Here is a 19,607-nt window from a genome sequence, read left to right on the forward strand (position 1 = left end):
CCATGTCGAAGCCTACGGAACGCCCGGAGTCCGCCGAGGCCCCTCCTGTCGGACCGCTCGCGGGACGCTTGCGGCGTGGAGCGGCAATGGCTGCGGCGGGGCTCGTCCTCGTCCAGGGAATCACCTTCGTGCAGACTCTGGTCCTTGCACGTCTGCTCACCCCGGAAATCGTGGGTGTGTTCGCGGCGGCAACGGTACTGACGACATTCCTCGTGGTATTCACCCATGGGACCTTGGCCCAGGCGCTGATCCAACGCGAGAACGAGGTCGACGACGCCGTCACCACCGTGTTCTGGGTGACCCTCGCGACGGGATCCCTCATGGCAGTCGGGGTCCTGACAGCTGCACCGATGATCGGGTGGTTGTTCCACAGCGACGAAGTGGCGACAGTGGCAGCGGTGATGTCCGGGTCGGTGCTGTTGACGGCTGCGACGAGTGTGCCCGATGCCGTCATGCAGCGACGGTTCCAGTTCAGTCGCCGGGTCGTCGTCGATCCGGCAGTCGGCCTGACCTACGCGGTGGTCTCGATTGCATGCGCAGCCCAGGGGCTGGGGGTGTGGGCGCTTGCGATAGGTTCGTACGCATCGTTGGCCGTATGGATTGCAGCGAGCTGGTCGCTCTCGCACTGTAATCCGTTCCGCGGACACTTCTCGGTACGGCTGTGGCGCGAGCTCGCCGTGTTCTCCTTCCCCCTCCTGCTGGACGGTATGGCTGCACGTGCGCAGGAAGCCGTCGAGCTGACCATCATCGGTCGAGGTCTCGACGAAGCGGCTCTGGGCAACTACCGCTACGGACGTCGAATCGCCTTGATCCCGTCCATGGCGATCGTCCAGGTGTGCTCGTATGTCCTGTTTCCGGCCTTCTCCAGGATCGCCTCGGACGTCGAACGGTTCCGGGCGGCATTCCTGCGGTCTCTCCGATGGATATGGCGGGTGACAGTGCCGGTGGCGGCATTGACAGCTGCGCTGGGCGAGTCAGCTGTCGTGTTGTTGCTCGGTGAACCTTGGCGCGGCGCCGGCGTCGCATTGGCGTCGATGGCCGGTATAGGCATCGGAGTGGCGATGACCTCGGTCAGTGCGGAGTCCCTCAAGGGTGCCGGGCGATCCGTGCGGATGAACTGGATGACGGGGGCGGGGATACTCTCCGGCATCCCGTTGCTCCTCCTGCTTCTTCCGCTCGGGCTGTCCGGAGTAGGGCTGGCTGTCTCCGGAACGGCAGTTGTCGTCGGGGTCACGGGACTCGCCGTGACGCGCTCGGTAGTAGGGGTGACCGGACGCGACATGCTGCGGGTAATGTGGTCGCCTGTCGCGGCGTCCGTCCCGATGTTCTTCGCCGTCATGTACTTCGAACGATCGGGAGGGAGTCCCGACGAACTGTCGCTCGTCGCAGGTATCGGCCGGCTCGTCCTCGAGGTTCTGGTCTTCGGTCTCGGGTATCTCCTCGTCACGAGGTTGGTCGCCCCGGCAGATTTCGCCGAGATCCGGGCGGCGGGGGTGTCGCTGATCGCTCGTCTCCGGGGACGGACATGCACGAGAGCGTGACGAGCGCTCGGGCGAGACGGATCCGGATCGGACGGCGGTTGTCGTTCGTCGTCTTCGTGCTCCTGGTGGTGGTCGCCGGAGGCATCCCCCTGTACGTAGCACCCGCTCAGGATCACCTCCTCCCGGCAGACGCAATCGTTGTGCTGGGTGGCCCGGGAGAGGAGCGCTACGCCTACGGGATCGAGCTCGCGAACAGGGGTCTCGCGGCACACGTCGCGCTGTCGGATCCCAGCGGCGGTGAGGACGATCGGCTCACGGGTCTGTGTGCGGAGCCGTCGATTCCGACGGTGACCTGCTTCGCACCCCGTCCTCCGACGACATCCGGGGAAGCGTGAGCGATTCGTGACCTGGCCGCTCGGGAGCATTGGCGGAAGATCATCGTGATCACGTTCCTGCCGCATCTTTCACGTGCGGGATTCATCATCCGGCGCTGTTTCGCCGGCGATGTGCTGATGATCGCCAGTCCGGACGGGCTCTCCCCTGGGGAATGGGCATGGCAGTATCTGTATCAGACCGCCGGTTACGCGCGTGCGTTGATAAATCCTCCTTGCTGAAACGCCTGTGCGTACCCGTCGAGCGGTACCCAGCGGCCCTCCAGTTCCCGATAACGCTCGCGCACCTCGGGAAGTAGATCCGGCAAGGTGAGCAGAACCCGGTCGGGCTCCGCCATCATCATTTCCTCCGGCGCGACGATCGGCACGTCGGTTCCCGGCATGCGCCGGCCCTGCTTGGCCGGTGAGGCATCTGCCACAGCGGTGACGAGGCGCCGATCAAGCCCGGCGCGTGCGAAGAGCGCTACCGCCCGGGACGCAGCCCCGTAGGCGAAGATCCGTCGCCGTCGGCGTGCCGACGATTCGAGCCAGGCGCGCAGCGCGCGGGACTGCGTGTCCGCTGCCCTCTGCAACCGGCGTACCGACGACACGTCCGTGACACCGATCGCCGTCTCCTTCTCGAGGATGTTCCGGGTCTCCGCCGCCGGCACGGCACGCGGCGTCCGCCGTGCCGCGACCAGCACGGTGCCGCCGTACAGTTCGAACTCGCGGGCATACACAACGTACAGACCCACCTCGGCTAGCAGCGCGCGCAGTGCGGTCAGTGAGTAGTACGCATAGTGCCCGTGCCGGAGTGCCGTCCACTGGCCCCCCGAGACGATCGTGGCCAACGAATGGAACTGCAGCAGCAGCACGCCGCCGGGGGCGACAGCCGATGCGCGCTCGCGAAACGCCGCGCGCTGGTCGGGAGCGTGCATGATGCCGAACGAGTCGAGCACCACCGAGGCCGCGGCGCCCGCCGCAGCTACCCGGAAGCCGTGTTCGGTGAGCAACGGAAGCCAGGTACCGCCGTGCGGGCTGCCGAACTCGGCTACCGTCCGGCCGACGAGGAGACCTTCCGAGGCCGCAGCACGTACGGCGGCGGCGGCCTGGTCGCGCAGCGCCTGCGGTTCGACTCCACGAGGCTCGTCGGGCACCGAGTCGTCCTCGGCGAGCTGTGCGAGCCCACAGTCGCGGCACAGGTTCATCGCGAGCGGGTGCGCTGTCTCGTCGGCCGTGACGGGAGTGTCGACGGCAGGGAAGCAGTCCGCTGCGGGCATCGGGCCGAGGTCGACGACGCGCTCGACGTCCGGGCTCCCGCATCCTCGGCAGGTGCTCACAGCGCTCTCCTTCCGCCGCAACGGTGCACGGTTCGGCCACGCGGTCGGCGTCGATGCGCGACGATGGGCCGATGCGGGTGGAAACGACGGAACTGGCGGATGTGGTCGTCCTGCGCCCGGAGCCGTTCCGGGACGATCGGGGACTGTTCACCCGCACATTCGACGCCCAGGTGTTCGACGACCACCTCGGCGCGAGCGGAGTGCGCGCCGCCGATTTCGTCCAGGACTCGCAGTCGCGTTCGAAACGCGGCGTTGTACGCGGTATGCACGGACGGTCCGGACGGGGCGAGGCCAAGCTCGTGCGGTGCGCGCACGGCGCGATCCACGATGTGCTGGTCGACATCCGGCGAAGTTCGCACACGTTCGGCCGCCACAGCGCCTTCCTCCTGGACGACGTGGAGTTCGCCCATCTCTATGTGCCGCCAGGCTTTCTGCACGGGTTTCAGGCCCTCACCGAGGTGGCGGACGTGTGCTACCGCATCGACCGGCCGCACGACCCGGCGGAGGATCTGGCGGTCCGGTACGACGACGCCGACCTCGCGATCGGATGGCCCCTCCCGGTGACGGTGCTCAGCGCCCGGGATGCGGCAGCGGGGCCGTGGTCCGCCCTGGCGGCCGGCCTCTGACTGCCCGGACGCCGGCATCCTCACCGCCGCCCGGCGCCGGAGTGCTCGAAGCGCATCGTGCTGTCGAGCACCCCGGCCTCCTGGAGACGCTTCAGGTGGGCGAGCCGGACGAACCGGTTCGAGAAGCCCTCGCGCGTCAACCCGTACTGGAGGTAGCGGGCATACAGTTCGGCTGCCCCGTCGGCCACGGTCCACTGCGGCAGATAGTCGTCGAACGCCTTGCGGATCGCGCTGAAATCGACCCGGTACGAGCGCGGGTCGGCACCGGTCTCGCCGGTGATCACGACCTCCGCGCCCTGGACGATGTCGGCGACGGTCTGAGCGATCTGGGCGACGGTCACATTGTTGGCCTCCATGCCCACGTTGAACGCGGCGCAGTGGATCCGGTCGATCGGCGCGACCAGCGCGTGCGCGAACGCCTCGGCGATGTCCTGCGCGTGTACCAGCGGCCGCCACGGCGTGCCGTCGGAGAGCACACGCACCTGGCCGGTCAGCACCGCGGTGCCGACGAGGTTGTTCAGGACGATGTCGGCGCGCAGGCGCGGGGAGAATCCGAACGCGGTGGCGTTGCGGAGGAAGACCGGCGAGAAACCGGAGTCGGCGAGGGCGGTCACGTCGTCCTCGACCCGCACCTTGCTCTCCGCATACGGCGTCAGCGGACGCAGGGGCGCGTTCTCGTCGACTGCGTCCTCGCCGGCCGCGCCGTAGACGGAGCAGGTGGAGGCATAGAGGAACCGCCGCACCCCGGCTGCCTTGGCGCAGCGTGCGAGCCGTACGGACGCCTGATGATTGATCGCATACGTGATGTCCGGCTCGAGCGCTCCGAGGGGATCGTTGGACAAGGCGGCAAGGTGGACCACCGCGTCGAATCCGGTGAGGTGCGAGGCGGTGACGTCACGGAGATCGATCCGGATCGCGGACGGTTCCTCCGGTGCGGGCCCGAGGACGCAGTCCGCGAAGAGGCCGGAATCGAGTCCGGTCACGATGTGACCGTGGGCCCGAAGAACCGGGACCATGACGGAGCCCAGGTATCCCTGATGCCCGGTGACGAGGACGCGCATGGCATGCCTTTCAGAAGTGGACTGTGGCCTTCTCGACTACGAACGCCTCAGCGTGCGGGCGACGGCACTGCACGCCGCGCAGCCGCGACAGACCGAGGAAGGCCTGTTCGTCGAACCAGTCGTGGTCGAGCTGAGAGGGGTAGTGCTTGAGCAGGATCCGGACCTTCTCCTCGGCCACCTTGCGGGTCAGGGGGTGGTAGAGCACCGGGTGGGGGGTGTCGGCCTCCCACTTGAGAATCTCGTATCCGAGCACGAGGTGGTCGCGGAAGACGGTGGGGACGAGTTCGGCGAGCAACCGGTGGTCCTGATGTGCGTCACCGCGCTGCGGTGCGAACACCACGTCGGGTTCGCAGGTGTGCCGGAAGGATTCGAGGGCGGTCTTGATCGCGTCCCAGTACGCGGGGGCGCGGCCGTCCGGAACGTCGAGGACCGTGAGTTCGACGTCCGCCCCGGGGCACAGTGCCGCAAGCGCGTGGCGTTCCTCGATCTCGCGTCGCGAGTCTTCACCCGACAGGACGAAGGCGCGTACCCGCAGGGGTTGTGTCGCCCGGCCGGTCAGGGTGAGCAGTGTGCCGCCGATGCCGATCGCGATGTCGTCGCAGTGGGCTCCGAGCACCGCGACCTCCCCGATGTCGCGGGCGTGCAGTTCGATCACGACGTCACCGTCGCACGGGCGGTCTCCCACACGGTCCACGGATGGATGCCGCGGGCGTAGTTGTCGTCCAGCTCGGCGCGTTCCTTGAACGTGTCGGCCGGTTTCCAGAACCCGTCGTGCCGGTAGCCGTACAGCCGGCCCTGCCCGGCGAGGGTGCCGCAGACGTCGGCGACGAGGTCGCCGCCGGGTGGGAGCAGATCGAAGATCTCCTGACTGAGCACGAAGTACCCGCCGTTCTCCCAGATCGGGAAGCGGCTGACCGGGACGATCTCCTTGATCTCACCGTTCTCGGCGACATCGACGCAGTGGAACGACGACTGTGGGGGGACGACGAGCATCGACGCCGTCGCGCCGGACCGGTGGTAGCGCTCGATCATCACGTCGAGGGGAGCGTCGGTCAGGACGTCCGCATAGTTGGCGAGGAAGTACCGGTCCCCGTCCAGGTGGTCACGCACGCGGCGCAGGCGCTCGCCGATCGCGGATTCGAGGCCGGTGTCGACGAACGTGATCGACCAGTCGCTGATGTCGGTGTTGAGCAACTCGACCCGGTTGTCGTGGAGGACGAAGTCGTTGGACTGTTCTTCGTGGTAGTCGAGGAAGAAGTCCTTGATCTTGGCCGCTCCGTAGCCGAGGCACAGGATGAACTCGGTGTGGCCGTAGTGGGCGTAGTACTTCATGATGTGCCAGAGCAAGGGCCGTGGGCCCACCATCTGCATGGGCTTGGGAATCTCGTCGGTACGGTCGTTGCGCATGCGCATGCCGTAGCCGCCGCAGAACAGGACGACTTTCATACCGTGATCCTCCTGACGAAATCGGCAGGGCCGATGGTGGTGTGCAGTTCGGGCAGCGGGAATACGAGCCGGCCGCCCCAGGCGGAGATGTACTGCAATTGGGTCGTCAGTTCCGCCGCCAGGTTCCACGGCAGGGCGACGACCACGTCGGGCCGGTCCTTCTCGATCTGTTCCGGCGGGAGGATCGGGATCCGGGCGCCGGGTGTGTAACGCCCGTGCTTGTACGGATTGCGGTCGACGGTGTAGGCCATCAGGTCCGGCCGGATTCCGCAGTAGTTGAGCAAGGTGTTTCCCTTGCCCGGGGCGCCGTAGCCGACGACGGACAGGCCCTGGTCGTAGCAGTCGAGGAGGAATCGCAGCAGGGTTCGGCGGACGGAACGGGCGCGGGCTTCGAGTTCGCGGTAACCCGCCGTCGTGTGCAGACCGGCCCGTCGCTCCTCCTCGAGCACGGCTTCGACCCGTGCTCCAGGAGAGCTCGAGGCCTCGTCCGGTCGGGCCCAGAGCCGGATCGATCCGCCGTGAGTGCCGAGCAGTTCGACGTCGACGACCGACAGACCGCCGGTGGCCAGCGCCCGCATCGCCGACAGCACGGTGTAGTACTGGAAGTGCTCGTGGTAGACGGTGTCGAACTGTGCTTCGCGCACCAGGTTCAGCGCGTGGTGCACCTCGATGGAGATCCAGCCGTCGTCGGCGACGAGGGTGCGCAACGAACGGGTGAACCCGAGCAGGTCCGGGATGTGGGCGTAGACGTTGTTGGCCACGACCAGATCGGCGGGCCCGTACTCCTCGCGAATGTCCTCGGCGAGTCCTTCGTCGAGGAACGCGGTGACGGTGGGGACACCGATCGCGCGCGCCGCGGCGCCGACGTTCACCGACGGTTCGATGCCCAGACACGGGATGCCGGCGGCGACTGCGTGCCGCAACAGGTAGCCGTCGTTGCTGGCGACCTCCACGATCGAGGAGTCCGGTCCGAGTTGCAGGTTGCGGACGGCGGTTTCGACGAACTGCCGGGCGTGGTCGACCCACGAGTCGGAGAACGACGAGTAGTAGGCGTATTCGGTGAAGGTGTCCTCGGGGGTGATCAGCGCCGGGATCTGCAGCAGCAGGCAGTCCTCACACAACCGCAGATGCAGGGGATAGGTGGTTTCGGGCAGGTCGAGTTCGTCCGCGGCCAGGAAGCGTTCGCACGGTGGCGTGGCACCGAGATCGAGCACGCTGAGGAGCCGCTCCGATTCGCACAGTCGGCACTTCATTGATCACACCCCTCGGGCAGTCGGCCGGGGACCGCGCTTGCGAGATTTTGCAACATCGGGTCCGACTCAACTAGATAACCATACTGAGAGATCGAACGATAGCCTTAAACAAACCTCAATATTGTTTTGGCGGCTGTTTGGCGCCGATCGGTAGACACACCTAGACTCGGGACTATTCACTCCCCCGCTCGTGGGTCGGGCACGCCGGGGGCGAGGCGTACTGTGAGGTCCTGGGGAGGTCTCCCGATGTCGTTTCAGATCGTTCAGCGCGAACGGACTCTCGTCGCCGGTCTGCCCGTGCGCAGCCCGCGCCGGGCTCTCGGCAAGGTTCGCGACCGCGCGCTCGACCGGGCTTGGTCGGCGGTGCTGAAGCAGGAGCTCGGCGGTCCGCTGGCCTCCGCCTATACCGATCACGCGGTCGACATCGACTCCTACTACACCCAGACGGTCGGGTATCAGTGCGAGTCGCTGGACCAGGTGACGGAGGGGCACATAGTTGCCTGCCTGCCGGCCGGGACGTACGCGAAGTTCTCCTCGACCGGTACTTTCCCCGGCGTCTTCATCGATCTGTGGGACCAGATCCGTGCGGCCGAGGAGGCCGGCGAGATCGTCCGATCCTTCACCGGTGATTTCGAGTTCTATCCGCACGCGTACCGCATCGACATGTACGTGTCGATCGTGACCTCGGAAAAGGCTGGTGTGCAATGAGTTTCGAACTCACCAAACTGCACGACCACTATGTGGGCGGCCTCGTTCTGCCGGGACTCGAACCGGGATCGACCGGCCAGCAGTCCGAACTGCTGGCCTTCACGGAGGATCGCATCCGCGCGCGCGGCGTCGGCGAGGTGCTCGTGGTCTACATCTGCCATCCCGAGGTCGGATGGAATGCGGTAATCGGCAGTCGTTGCGAGGGCCTGAGCGAGCTGACGATCGGGGACTCGCTGGTACGGGTCCCCGCCGGGTACTTCGCCCGCTTCGTGCCGGACGGAGAGCACTCCGATCCCGTCGACGACGTGTGGCACCAGGTGGAGATCGCCGAGAAGGAGGGGCTGATCGAGCGGGCACACCGGGAGGAGGTGGCAGTCATCGGACCGTCGGGACTGACGGAACTCTACATATCTCTGGCTTGAACGCTGTTGTGTGCTTCGAACACCGTTCTTCGGCGTGAACACTGTGGGGAGCACCCGGATACTGCATACTCGATCCATACAGCCACATATACGATCCGCACCGTCCCGGGTCGGGGATTTCGACCGCGAGGAGCGCGAGGATCCGATGTGGTCCGCCGGGTGACTCCGACCGGGGTCTCCCGCAAAGTCGGGAGGCCGACCGTGGATCGAGCAGTGCGCGCCGCATCGCACTCGGTGCGGGAGCGAGTCTCGACCTACCGGGATCAGGCCTCCGGATATTCGTTCGTCGCAGCCGCACCGAGTGCGGCGCCGGATCTGTGGAACGAATACATTGCCCGGGCGTTGGGCGCTTATCGTCGATTCGGCGTCGAATCCGCACTGGAGTACGAAACTGTGCGAAGCGGGGAGAGCACGGCAATATTCTGCGCGGGACTCGATCGAAGGGGGGTCGTCGTGGGCGGGGTGCGGGCCCAGGGGCCTTACCAGAACGCGGACGAGTCCCACGCCTTGACCGAATGGAGCGCGCCGGAGCACGTCGACCATCTCCGCCGCATGATCGAGAGCCGAATCCCATTCGGTCTGATCGAAGCCAAGGCGGCGTGGGTGTCCGAGGATGCGCCCAAGCGCCGAGAACTCACGCTTGCCGTGGCGCGCATGGGCGCGAAGTTCATGGGCCTGCTCGACTCGCGATACATGATGGCCACCGCCGCCGACAACCTGCTGGATCTGTGGAAGACCTGCGGGGGTGTGGTCGACCCGAGCATGCCGGCCACCCCGTACCCGGACGCCCGCTATCGGACCCGGCTCATGTGGTGGGACCGTCTGCGCACCGATCCGTTCGGCGACGAACTCCGACGAGAAGTGGGTGGGATCCGCTTCGACGGGGAGCCGATGTGAACGCCGACGGCGAGACCGGATGGACGCCCTCTGTGTTTGCGGAGGACCGGCCGCAGGACATGGAGGAGCTTCGACGTCTCCGCTCCGAACCCGGGCTCGTCGTCGTCGACCGTCTCGCCGATCAGGTGAGAGGACTGCGCGAGGTGCTCCCGCGGCCGGAGAGCGACCTGCTCGACGAGCCGGCGCGGTGGGTCCATTACCCCTGGCATCGGACCGTCGTCCGCGTACTCGGCCCGAACTCGTTCCGGCGGTTACGGCTGGATCGTAACCGGAACAAGGTGACGTCGGCCGAACAGGATCGGCTGCAGGAAGTGACGGTCGGAATCGTCGGTTTGAGTGTCGGCTTCTCGGTTGCGCAGGCGCTGGTGCTCGACGGAGTGTGCGGAGAACTGCGACTCGCAGACTTCGATCCGATCGAGTTGTCGAATCTCAATCGGCTGCCGGCTTCCCTCGTCGATCTGGGCACGAACAAAGCGGTCGTGGCCGCGCGACGACTCGCGGAACTGGATCCGTACCTGCCCCTGTCGGTGTGGCCCGAGGGAGTGGGGCCGGAAACGATCAGCGAGTTCGTGGACGGACTCGACATCGTGGTGGACGAGTGCGACTCGCTGGACGTGAAGGTCGCGTTGCGTGCGGAAGCGGCCCGGCGGGCGGTACCGCTGGTGATGGAGACGAGTGACCGGGGACTGATCGACGTCGAACGCTTCGATCTGCAGCAGGGGCGGCCGTTCCACGGTCTGCTGGGAGAGATCGACCCGGAGCGGCTCGCCGCGCTGTCGGGCCGGGAGAAGATTCCGTACGCGCTGCGCCTGCTCGGACCGGAGCGGATCTCGGCCCGGATGGCCGCTTCCCTCCTGGAGGTGGAGCAGACGCTGGCCACCTGGCCTCAACTGGGCAGCGAGGTGATGCTCGGCGGCGCGACGGTCGCCGCGGTCGTGCGACGGCTGGGGCTCGGGCAACCGCTGAACTCGGGACGCGGCCGTGTGGACGTCGAAGCCTGCCTCGACGCCCTGACCCTCCCGGCGGATCCCGGAAACCGGCCGGATGCGGATGCACCCCCGCCCCCGGAATCGGACGATCCGATCGACCGGGTACTGCACGCCGCGAGCAGAGCCCCCTCGGGCGGCAACAGCCAGCCGTGGTCCGTCACGGCCGGCGGCGGAACCCTCGAGATCGGCATCGCGGACGACTTCGTGCCGACCGCGATCGACATCCACGCCCGAGGCAGCTACGTCGCGCTCGGCGCGGCCCTGCAGAACGCGCGCATCGCTGCCGCGGCACACCGGATACTCGGTCCGGTCCGGGTGCTCGAGCGGGACGTCGGCGAGCCTGCGCGCAAGGTGATCGCGACGATGCAGTTCTCCGACGGAACGGACTCGGTCCTGGCCGCCCAGTACGAGCCGATGCTCGCCCGCGGAACCAATCGGCAACCCGGCGACGGATCGCCACTTTCCGACGCCGAGACGGCTGCCCTCCACCAGGCAGCCGAACAGGAGGGGGGCCGGATCAGGATCGTCACGGGCGCCGATCGCCTCGCCGAGGCCGCGGAGCTGCTCGCAGAATCGGACAGGATCCGCTACCTGACTCCCGTTCTGCGACGCGAGATGCTCTCGGAACTACGGTGGCCGGATTCGGAGGATATCGACAGCGGCATCGACGTCCGGACACTCGGGATGGACGACGCGGAGCGCACGATGCTCGACCTGGCGCTTCGAAACGATGTGCTCGATCAACTCGGGGAGTGGGACCTGGGGCACGGGCTGGGGCGGCTGACCGGAATGCGGGTGCGGAGCAGTTCGGCACTCGTGGCGGTCTTCGCGGCGGGTCCACGGCCCGCCGACTACGTCCGTGCGGGGATGGCAGCCGAGAGCGTGTGGATTTGCGCCCACAGTCTGGGGCTTGCGGTCCAGCCTGCTTCACCGGTGTTTCTCTACGCCGAGGACGACACCGACCTCGTCCGGCTTTCGGAGGTCCGGTTCGGCGCGCTCGGAAAGCTGCAGTCGACGCTCGACGACGCGTTCGACCGGCCGGCCGACCTGCGCTTCGCCCTCCTGCTCCGGGTGGCGCGGGCGCGACCGGAACGGATTCGCAGTGCGCGTCGCTCGGATAGAGTTCGAAAACATCCCTGATCCGGTCCGCTCGCGTCGAATGTGCTGTTCCCAAGGGGTTTGAGATGGCGGAGAAGAGCTTCGAGAACATCGTCACCCGGGTGGCTTCCCACCTCATGCCGGCGGACGCCGTGTCTCATCACTCGGTGATCGAACGGGTGCTCCAGGAGCTCGTCGAGCACTTCGAGGTCGACACCTGCTTTCTTCGCTACAACGATCACGAGATCCACGCGACGGTCCTCGTCGCCGAGTGGCCGCCGCGGGAATTCGTGCCGGACCCGGACCCTCTGGGAGTGGTGCACTTTCGGGACGCCGACCCGATCTTCGCCATGACGGAGACCATGAAGGAACCGGCCGTCACCCGCCCGGGACAGTCGGGGGACGAATACGCCGACCGGGTGCGCGCGGGTTCGGGAGTGCCCGAGGTCTCGGTCGCGGCGGTGCCGCTGATCTCCGGGAGCGTCACCACCGGCACCCTGGGCTTCATCAAGGCCGGTGATCGCGACTGGAGCGAGGACGAGATCAACACCTTGATGATGATCGCGGCTCTGCTGGCGCAGGTGCAGGCCCGTGTCCGCGCCGAACAGGACCTGCGCGACGCGGCCTATCACGACGATCTCACCGGCCTCGCGAGCCGGCGCGCCCTCCTCGAACACCTCGAGGAGCGGCTGAAGCGGGGGCAGCCGGGGCCGGTCGCCGTTCTGTTTCTCGACCTGGACCGGCTCAAGCCGCTCAACGACTTCCTCGGTCACGCCGCCGTCGACGTGTTCCTGTGCCGTACCGCACAGCGATTGTCGCGCGTGTGTGATCCGAAGGACATGGTGGCACGCCTCGGCGGTGACGAGTTCGTCGTCGTGCTCGACGGGCCGGTGTCGCTGGAGGCGGCCCGGGAACGCGCCGAGGCGCTGCGGTGGGCGGTCGGGATGTCGGTGCAGCTGGGCAGTCAGGTCGTAGGCCGCGGGGGCAGCCTCGGCGTTGCCGTCGGCGAGCCCGGACGGATCACGCCGGTGGCGCTGCTCGGCCGGGTCGACGAGGCGATGCTGATGGCCAAGAGCAAGGGTGGCAACAGCGTCGTCGCATACACCGAGGACATGCGAGGCGCGAGCGAGCGCCGCAACCTCATCGAGCTGAGCCTGCGGACGTCGATCGACGACGAGCATCTCACCCTGGACTATCAACCCGAGTTCGACCTGCGTGACGGCAGCATTCTCGGTGTCGAGGCCCTGGTGCGATGGAATCATCCGGTGCTGGGCAAGCTGCAGCCGGCCGAGTTCATCGAGGTGGCCGAGTCGACGAACCTGGCGGGCGAGCTCGGAGGCTGGGTGCTGCGAACGGCGTGCGGGCAGTTGGCGGAGTGGCGACGGCGTATTCCGGGACTGAACATTCGGATGAGTGTGAACGTCTCGCCCGTGCAGCTGGTGAGCCTCGATTTCGTGGAGACGGTGGAGAGCGCACTCGAGGAGTTCGGCCTCGGCAGCTCGTGCCTGTGCCTGGAGATCACCGAGTATGTGGTCGTCAGCGATCTCGAACGTTCGCGCAAGACGCTCCGGCGGCTCGAGCGTCTGGGCGTGTGCTGCGCGATCGACGACTTCGGAACCGGGTACAGCTCACTTGCCCACCTGAAGTCGCTGCCGGTCCACACGCTCAAGATCGACAAGGCGTTCGTGCTGAACCTTCAGCGCAGCGAGAGCGATCGCGTCATCGTCGAGTCGATCATGGGACTCGCTTCGGCATTCGGCTTAGAGGTGGTGGCCGAGGGTCTCGAGTCGGTTTCGGCAGCGACCAAGCTTCTGGACATGGGATGCCGGCGCGCGCAGGGCTTTCTCCTGAGTCGGCCGAAGCCGCCCGAGCAGATCGAGGAAGTATTGCGCCGCGGAAGAATCGACCTTCCGTGGAAGGTGCCGATCCCCCTGCATGAATGAACCACCGGTCCGTTATTGTGTCTAAAACAATCTCCAGGTAGGTTTTAAGGGGTCCGAGGCTCCTCGACTCCGAAATGGGGATGACTCCGATGCGGAACCGCGAGATGAACACCCCCGTTGCCGGTGCGGGTGGCGCCACAGTCCGGACCACGGTGGACCACGCGGGCGCCACGCGGTCGGATGCGGGGCGGAGCCTGCCTGGACTCTGCGCCCCGAATCCTGTTCCGAGGCCCCGGTGGGAGCGCCGGTATGCCGTTCTGGTGTTCTGCTGCGACCTGTTCTGCATCCTGGTGGCCGACCTGGCAATCACCTTCGGCTATCACACACCGGAGATTCCCACGGGGCAGACGCTCGCCGTCGTCGCCGTGGTCCCGGTCGCTGCGATGTCGAGCCTCGCGATCCAGAGGGCTTGGGACGTCAGGGTTCTGGGAGCCGGCGTCGAGGAGCTGCGCCGAGTCGGCCGGGCGTACGTGCTCGCCACGGCGACGTTGGCCGTGGCCGGCTACGCGTGGGGGACCGCGAGCGGTCAGTCCTGGGTCTTCGGCGCACTACCGCTGGCCGCCGTCGCGACGCTCGGTGCCCGCCTGCTGCTGCGTCGCTTCGTGCGCAGCCGCCGGCGGCGGGGACGCTTCGTGCGATCGGTCCTGGTCGCGGGTGACACGCTGGAGGTGCACGAACTGCTCGCCCGAGCGGAGGAGTTCCGCGACGCGGGCTGGCAGATGGACGGGATCTGCCTGCCGGTCACGAAGTTCGACGAGGCACTCCCGCTCGCCGTCGACGACGTGCCGGTGCTCGGCACCGAGGACGACATCGTCGGGATTGCACAGTTGCACGAGTTCCAGGCGGTCGCCCTGCTGCCGTCGAGCGGCTGGACTCATTCGAAGACCCGCAGACTCAGCTGGGACCTGGAGCATACGGGCGCCGATCTGCTGATGGCTCCGGTCCTCATGGACCTGGTGGGACCGCGCCTGCACATGGCACCGCTCGCCGGGCTGCCGCTGCTCCAGCTCAGTGCCCCCCGCTACGTCGGCCCGGCCTGGGTGGTGAAGAACATCTTCGACCGGGTCGCTGCCCTCGCGATCGTGGCGCTGCTGGCGCCGCTGTTGCTGGCAATTGCCCTGGCCATTCGCGTCACGAGCGCAGGTCCCGTGCTCTTCCGGCAGACCCGTGTCGGCAGGGACGGGCGGACGTTCACGATGTTCAAGTTCCGCAGCATGGTGGTCGACGCGGAGGACCGTCTCGCGGAGCTGGCCGACCGCAGCGACGGCAACGGGATTCTGTTCAAGATGCGGGAGGATCCCCGGGTCACGCGGGTTGGCCGCGTCATCCGCCGGTACTCGCTCGACGAGCTGCCGCAGCTGTTCAACGTAGTCACCGGCGACATGTCGCTGGTGGGCCCACGACCTCCGCTCGAGTGCGAGGTGGCGCGTTACGGCGAGGACGGCGCGCGCCGACGGTTGTTCGTGAAGCCGGGGCTGACCGGATTGTGGCAGGTCAGCGGACGCAGCAACCTGAGCTGGGAGGAATCGGTGCGTGCCGACCTGCGGTACGTCGAGAACTGGACGTTCGCGCTCGATCTGTCGATCCTGCGCAGGACCCTGCGTGCCGTGTTGCACAGCGACGGCGCCTACTGAACTGAGAGCCCGCGCTACGCGCCGTCTCATCACGCTTCGAAGAGCGCCTGCCCCCAGTACTCGCCCGGCGCCGGGCCGGCCGGGCACGCGAACACCGCCGACCCGACATGCTGGATGTACTCGTTGAGTGCGTCCCGTCGTGCCAGTTCGCGCTGCATCGGCACGAACTGTTCGAGCGGGTTGCGGCAGAACGCGATGAAGAACAGGCCCGCGTCCAGGTGGCCGAGGCCGTCGGAGCCGTCGGTGAAGTTGTATCCCCGGCGCAGGATCTTCAGCCCGCCGAGGTGCTGAGCCGACGCGAGCCGCACGTGCGCGGCGACGGGGACGAACGGCCCGTCCGGTCCTTTGGACTCGAGATCGAGTTCGTCGAATTCGCCGGTCTTCCCGAGCGGAGCGCCCTCGCGCTTGGTGCGGCCGATCACCTGTTCCTGCTCCTGCAGCACCGCCCGGTCCCACTGCTCGATGAGCATGCGGATCCGTCGCGCCACCAGGTAGGTGCCGCCGGCGAGCCAGGCCTGGTCGTCGCCGGCGTCCACCCAGACCGATTCGGCGAGCGCCGCGGGATCCTCGGCCTTGAGATTGTTCGTTCCGTCCTTGAACCCGAACAGATTCCGCGGTGTCTGCTGCGACGTGGAAGTGGACGAGGTGCGCCCGAAGCCGAGCTGCGACCAGCGTACCGACGCGGTGCCGAACGCGACCCGGGCCAGATTGCGGACGGCGTGCACCGCCACCTGTGGATCGTTGGCGCATGCCTGGATCGCGATGTCACCGCCGCTGCGCGCGGGATCGAGGTTGTCCGCCGGGAAGTGCGGAAGATTCTGCAGCGCAGCAGGTCTGCGCTCGGACAGTCCGAACCGGTCGAAGAACGACGGTCCGAACCCGATGGTCAGGGTCAGCTGCGAGGCGTCGAGGTCCAGGGCCTCGCCGGTGTCGGTGGGCGGATGGTAGGGGCCGTCGCCGGTGGCGCCGTCCTCGGTGGCCTCGCGACCGGCAGTCATCCGCTCGGCCATCTCGGTCCACGTCCTCAGCAGCGCGATCACCTCGTCCCGGTCGTCGGTGGTGACGTCGAAGGCGACGAAGTGCATGCGGTCCTGGGCCGGGGTCACGATCCCGGCCTGATGCGCACCCCGGAACGGGACGGTGCCGGCGGTGCCGACGTCCGTACCGGGGGCGGTGACCCGGCCGACCACCGCGCCCGCCCCGGCGAGCGCGGCTCCGGCACCGACGGCACCGAACAGGCGCCGGCGGGAGATGCCCGCGCGGGACGCGGGCGCGGAGGTCGGCGTCTCGCTCATGCGCCCGCTGCCCCCGCGACGACGCCCTGCACCTTGCTCACCTCGGCCGACAGTGCGTCGAGCAGGCGGGACAGCTCCTGGCGCTGCGGCTCGGTCACGGTGTCGTAGGAGACGAAGCCGTCGCCCTGCCGGTACTGCGCGAGCGCGGCGTCCAGATCGGCGAAGCGGGCGTCGATGGCCTGCGCCAGCTGCGGGTCGTTCGCGTCGAGAATCGGGCGCAGGGCCGCGACCGCGGCCTGGGAGCCGTCCACGTTGCCCTGGAAGTCCCACAGGTCGGTGTGCGAGAAGATGTCCTCCTCGCCGGTGATCTTCGAGGTCGAGACCTCGTCGAGCAGACCCTGCGCGTTGCCGGCGATCTTGGTCGGGTCGACCGTGTAGTCGTCGGCGTTCACCAGCTCGGCCAGCTCCCGGACGTCGGCGGAGAGTTGATCGGCGATCGCAGCCGTGTCGGGCTGGGCGCCCTGCACCCACAGGTCCTTCTCAAGCCGGTGGAAGCCGGTCCACGCCTGACCGGGCTCGAGGTCGGCCTCGCGCAGGTCGATCCGGGGGTCGAGGTCGCCGAAGCTCTCCGCCTCGGGTTCGATTCGCTCGAAGTAGGTGCGGCTGATCGGGAACAGCCGCTTGGCCTCGTCGACGTTGCCCGCCTTCACGGCGGCGACGAATTCGCCGGTGGCGGAGACGAGCGCCTCGGTCTGGCTGCGGATGTACCGGCGGTAACCGTCCCCGGCCTCGGCGAGCTTGCCGTCGGCGTCGGTGGCGGCCTTGGAATCACCCGTGACCACGAATTCCTGCCGGATGCCGTCCCCGACCATCCCGGGGCGGCAGGACAGTTCGTAGGTGCCGGCCTCGGGCAGGTTCACGATCAGCTGCCGGGTGAGTCCTGGGCCGATGTTCTCGATCTCGCCCATCACCCGGTCGCCGGCGGCGAACACGTAGAACTCGGTGACCGTGGTTCCGTTGTTCGTGATCCTGAAGGAGGAGTGCCCGGTCGTGCCCTTCGCCGCCGCCACCTCGCATGCGTTGTCGGTGGCGGTGACGGCGATCGAGTCGTCGGCTGCGGTCGACTTCTCGGTGCAGCCCGCCAGAGCGAGGGGCAGGGCCGCTGCCGCCGCGAGGGCGTACGTGGATCGGCGCATGTGATCGGTGCCTTTCGAACAGGAGGGGTCAGGCGGCGACGGCGGGTTCGGCCGTGCGCGCCGGCGCGACGGGACGCAGGAACAGGGACAGGACGACGGCGAGGTAGCTCACCCACGCGACGGCCTGCAGGATCGTGGGATCCGGGCGGAGGTTGAGGATGCCGGCCAGCACGGTTCCGTACCAGCTGCCGGCGTCGTAGTGGGCTGAGGCGTCGAAGGCGAGAGTGGAGCCGCCGGGCAGGACGCCGCCGATCTGGAGGGCGCGCAGGCCGTAGGCCAGGATGCCGGCGGCGACCACGACCAGGAAGACACCCGTGTACCGGAAGAAGCGGGCCATGTCGATCCGGATCGCCCCGAGGTACATCAGGACCGTGAGGACGGCGGCCACGCCGAGCCCGAGGAGCAGGCCGACGAGCGGCCACGCGCTGCCGGCGGTGTTCTCGGCGTACCCGACCATCAGCAGCGCGGTTTCCAGGCCTTCACGCCCGACCGCGAAGAACGACAGGGTCAGTACCGCGGCCGGTCCTGCGAGCAGTGCCTTCTCCATCCCGGCGCGCAGATCGCCCGAGATCGACCGCGATGCGGTGCGCATCCATAGCACCATGGCGGTCACGATCACCACCGCGACGAGCGAGGCGAGACCCGCGGCGACTTCGGCGGCGAGCCCGGTGAGGGTGGTGGTGCCGAGATGGATGATCGCGAATGTCGCGGCCACCATGGCGACGGCAGTGCCGACGCCGAGCCGTACCCACCGCAGTGCATCGCGGCGCTCGGACTTGACGAGGAAGGCGACGAGGATCATCACGACGATGCCTGCTTCGAGGCCTTCGCGCAGGCCGATGAGACCCGAACCCATCAGCTGGGTGGCGATCGAAGGCGCCCCGGAACTCGCGGCAAGCACTGACATGGACACGACTCCAAAAGTTAGGTGAGGCGAACCTCTATTAGGTGATGCAAGCCGAAAACATACACCCGGCGAGAGCGCCGTCGAAAGGGACCTTGGTCTCTTTACCTGCGCTTTGCCGGCGATATGGATGATGGGAACCATGCCCCCTGCCACCTCGCCGCGACGCTCACCGTGGCCGCGCGTCCTGTTCGGCGCGGTCGCTGCGACGATCCTCGTGGTCGTCGGGGTTGCGGTCTGGAGCCCACGCGAGCCGCGCATCCCGATCCCCGACGGCGTCCCGCCCGTACCCGGCACCGCCGTCCCGGCGATCGACGTCGACGCCCCCGGCCGCACCGCCGACCAGTTGCGGGACTGGGCCGCGCCGCAGGCCGAGGCACTCGGCATCCCCCGCACCGCCCTCGAGGCCTACGGTCACGCCGCCGCCGTGCTCGCCGCCGCGCGCCCCGGCTGCGGTCTCGCCTGGACGACCCTCGCCGGTATCGGAAGCGTCGAGAGCCGGCACGGCCGGTACAACGGCGCCGCCATCGCCCCGGACGGCCGCGTCGACCCGCCGATCCGCGGTGTGCCCCTCGACGGCGGACCCGGACTGGCCGAGATCCGCGACACCGACGGGGGCCGCCTCGACGGTGATCCCGTTCTCGACCGGGCCGTCGGGCCCATGCAGTTCATTCCCGAGACCTGGTCCCGTTGGGGTGTGGACGCGAACGGCGACGGCGTCGCCGATCCCGACAACATCGACGACGCGGCCCTGTCCGCCGGCCGCTATCTGTGCGACCGCGGAGGCGACCTCACCACTGCCGAGGGGTGGACGCGCGCTCTCATGGCCTACAACCTCTCGGGTGAGTACCTCGCTCTGGTACGCGACCGCGCCGCCGCGTACGGGGTGGGCCGTCGACCCTGACGCGACTGTCCGATCCGTCCGCCTCGCCACCGGGCAACCCGCCGGTGGCCGCCACCGCGGGGCGCGCCGTGCTTCGGGCGCAGGTCGGGGCGGTTAGGC

17 protein-coding genes are annotated in these 19,607 nt (G+C 68.0%); 9 read left to right on the forward strand and 8 right to left on the reverse strand.

Annotated elements, in window-relative coordinates:
- Positions 1-2: 2 nt before the first annotated feature.
- On the forward strand, positions 3-1,541 hold the full coding sequence (locus LZP97_RS01815; RefSeq protein ID WP_267966309.1) for an oligosaccharide flippase family protein: 1,539 nt from the start codon (positions 3-5) through the stop codon (positions 1,539-1,541).
- Between the two features lie 520 nt (positions 1,542-2,061).
- Here LZP97_RS01815 and LZP97_RS01820 read toward each other — a convergent pair.
- On the reverse strand, positions 2,062-3,192 hold the full coding sequence (locus LZP97_RS01820; protein ID WP_040274509.1) for a class I SAM-dependent methyltransferase: 1,131 nt from the start codon (positions 3,190-3,192) through the stop codon (positions 2,062-2,064).
- Between the two features lie 71 nt (positions 3,193-3,263).
- On the opposite strand from LZP97_RS01820, the gene rfbC reads away from it, so the two are divergent.
- Positions 3,264-3,818 (forward strand): dTDP-4-dehydrorhamnose 3,5-epimerase, encoded by a 555-nt coding sequence (rfbC, locus tag LZP97_RS01825; protein ID WP_003935121.1) that lies wholly within the window; start codon positions 3,264-3,266, stop codon positions 3,816-3,818.
- A gap of 20 nt (positions 3,819-3,838) precedes the next feature.
- Here rfbC and LZP97_RS01830 read toward each other — a convergent pair whose 3' ends face one another.
- From LZP97_RS01830 to LZP97_RS01845, 4 genes are read right to left on the reverse strand one after another with little or no spacing between them, the layout of a single operon-like run.
- A complete protein-coding gene (locus LZP97_RS01830) occupies positions 3,839-4,879 on the reverse strand; it encodes an NAD-dependent epimerase/dehydratase family protein (RefSeq protein ID WP_040274511.1) in 1,041 nt (346 codons plus the stop codon).
- Between the two features lie 10 nt (positions 4,880-4,889).
- Positions 4,890-5,534, reverse strand: coding sequence for a PIG-L deacetylase family protein (locus tag LZP97_RS01835; protein ID WP_003935119.1), 645 nt, complete (start codon positions 5,532-5,534; stop codon positions 4,890-4,892).
- Positions 5,531-6,325 (reverse strand): hypothetical protein, encoded by a 795-nt coding sequence (locus tag LZP97_RS01840; protein ID WP_003935118.1) that lies wholly within the window; start codon positions 6,323-6,325, stop codon positions 5,531-5,533. The genes LZP97_RS01835 and LZP97_RS01840 overlap by 4 nt, the downstream gene beginning before the upstream one ends.
- Positions 6,322-7,578 carry a class I SAM-dependent methyltransferase gene (locus LZP97_RS01845; RefSeq protein WP_040274512.1) on the reverse strand — a complete coding sequence of 419 codons (1,257 nt, stop codon included), beginning with the start codon at positions 7,576-7,578 and terminating at the stop codon, positions 6,322-6,324. Before LZP97_RS01845 ends, LZP97_RS01840 begins: the two co-directional genes overlap by 4 nt.
- Before the next feature lie 246 nt (positions 7,579-7,824).
- Between LZP97_RS01845 and LZP97_RS01850 the strand changes: the two genes are divergently transcribed.
- The 6 genes from LZP97_RS01850 to LZP97_RS01875 all read left to right on the forward strand — a co-directional run bounded on the left by LZP97_RS01850 (position 7,825) and on the right by LZP97_RS01875 (position 15,269).
- A complete protein-coding gene (locus tag LZP97_RS01850) occupies positions 7,825-8,286 on the forward strand; it encodes an effector binding domain-containing protein (RefSeq protein ID WP_040274513.1) in 462 nt (153 codons plus the stop codon).
- The gene (locus LZP97_RS01855; protein WP_003935115.1) at positions 8,283-8,708 is read left to right on the forward strand and encodes a hypothetical protein; all 426 of its coding nucleotides are present in this window, start codon (positions 8,283-8,285) and stop codon (positions 8,706-8,708) included. The genes LZP97_RS01850 and LZP97_RS01855 overlap by 4 nt, the downstream gene beginning before the upstream one ends.
- Positions 8,709-8,921: 213 nt before the next feature.
- On the forward strand, positions 8,922-9,605 hold the full coding sequence (locus LZP97_RS01860; protein WP_040274515.1) for a hypothetical protein: 684 nt from the start codon (positions 8,922-8,924) through the stop codon (positions 9,603-9,605).
- A complete protein-coding gene (locus LZP97_RS01865; RefSeq protein WP_040274517.1) occupies positions 9,602-11,734 on the forward strand; it encodes an Rv1355c family protein in 2,133 nt (710 codons plus the stop codon). Before LZP97_RS01860 ends, LZP97_RS01865 begins: the two co-directional genes overlap by 4 nt.
- Before the next feature lie 44 nt (positions 11,735-11,778).
- Positions 11,779-13,635 (forward strand): putative bifunctional diguanylate cyclase/phosphodiesterase, encoded by a 1,857-nt coding sequence (locus tag LZP97_RS01870; protein WP_003935112.1) that lies wholly within the window; start codon positions 11,779-11,781, stop codon positions 13,633-13,635.
- Between the two features lie 260 nt (positions 13,636-13,895).
- The gene (locus LZP97_RS01875) at positions 13,896-15,269 is read left to right on the forward strand and encodes a sugar transferase (protein ID WP_040274520.1); all 1,374 of its coding nucleotides are present in this window, start codon (positions 13,896-13,898) and stop codon (positions 15,267-15,269) included.
- Between the two features lie 29 nt (positions 15,270-15,298).
- On the opposite strand, the gene efeB is transcribed toward LZP97_RS01875, so the two are convergent.
- The 3 genes from efeB to efeU are packed head-to-tail and all read right to left on the reverse strand — an operon-like array spanning position 15,299 to position 18,607.
- A complete protein-coding gene (efeB, locus tag LZP97_RS01880) occupies positions 15,299-16,564 on the reverse strand; it encodes an iron uptake transporter deferrochelatase/peroxidase subunit (protein WP_040274522.1) in 1,266 nt (421 codons plus the stop codon).
- Complete coding sequence (efeO, locus tag LZP97_RS01885; RefSeq protein ID WP_040274524.1) at positions 16,561-17,700, reverse strand: iron uptake system protein EfeO; 1,140 nt, start codon at positions 17,698-17,700, stop codon at positions 16,561-16,563. The genes efeB and efeO overlap by 4 nt, the downstream gene beginning before the upstream one ends.
- Before the next feature lie 28 nt (positions 17,701-17,728).
- On the reverse strand, positions 17,729-18,607 hold the full coding sequence (gene efeU / locus LZP97_RS01890) for an iron uptake transporter permease EfeU (RefSeq protein ID WP_010592912.1): 879 nt from the start codon (positions 18,605-18,607) through the stop codon (positions 17,729-17,731).
- Positions 18,608-18,746: 139 nt separating this feature from the next.
- Here efeU and LZP97_RS01895 point away from each other — a divergent pair, with 139 nt between their 5' ends.
- Positions 18,747-19,508, forward strand: a complete 762-nt coding sequence (locus tag LZP97_RS01895) for a lytic transglycosylase domain-containing protein (protein ID WP_010592911.1) — start codon at positions 18,747-18,749, stop codon at positions 19,506-19,508.
- Positions 19,509-19,607 lie beyond the last annotated feature (99 nt).

Origin of the sequence: Rhodococcus sp. DMF-1 (assembly GCF_021441945.1) — a bacterium.
GTDB classification, from domain to species: Bacteria; Actinomycetota; Actinomycetes; order Mycobacteriales; family Mycobacteriaceae; genus Rhodococcus; species Rhodococcus ruber.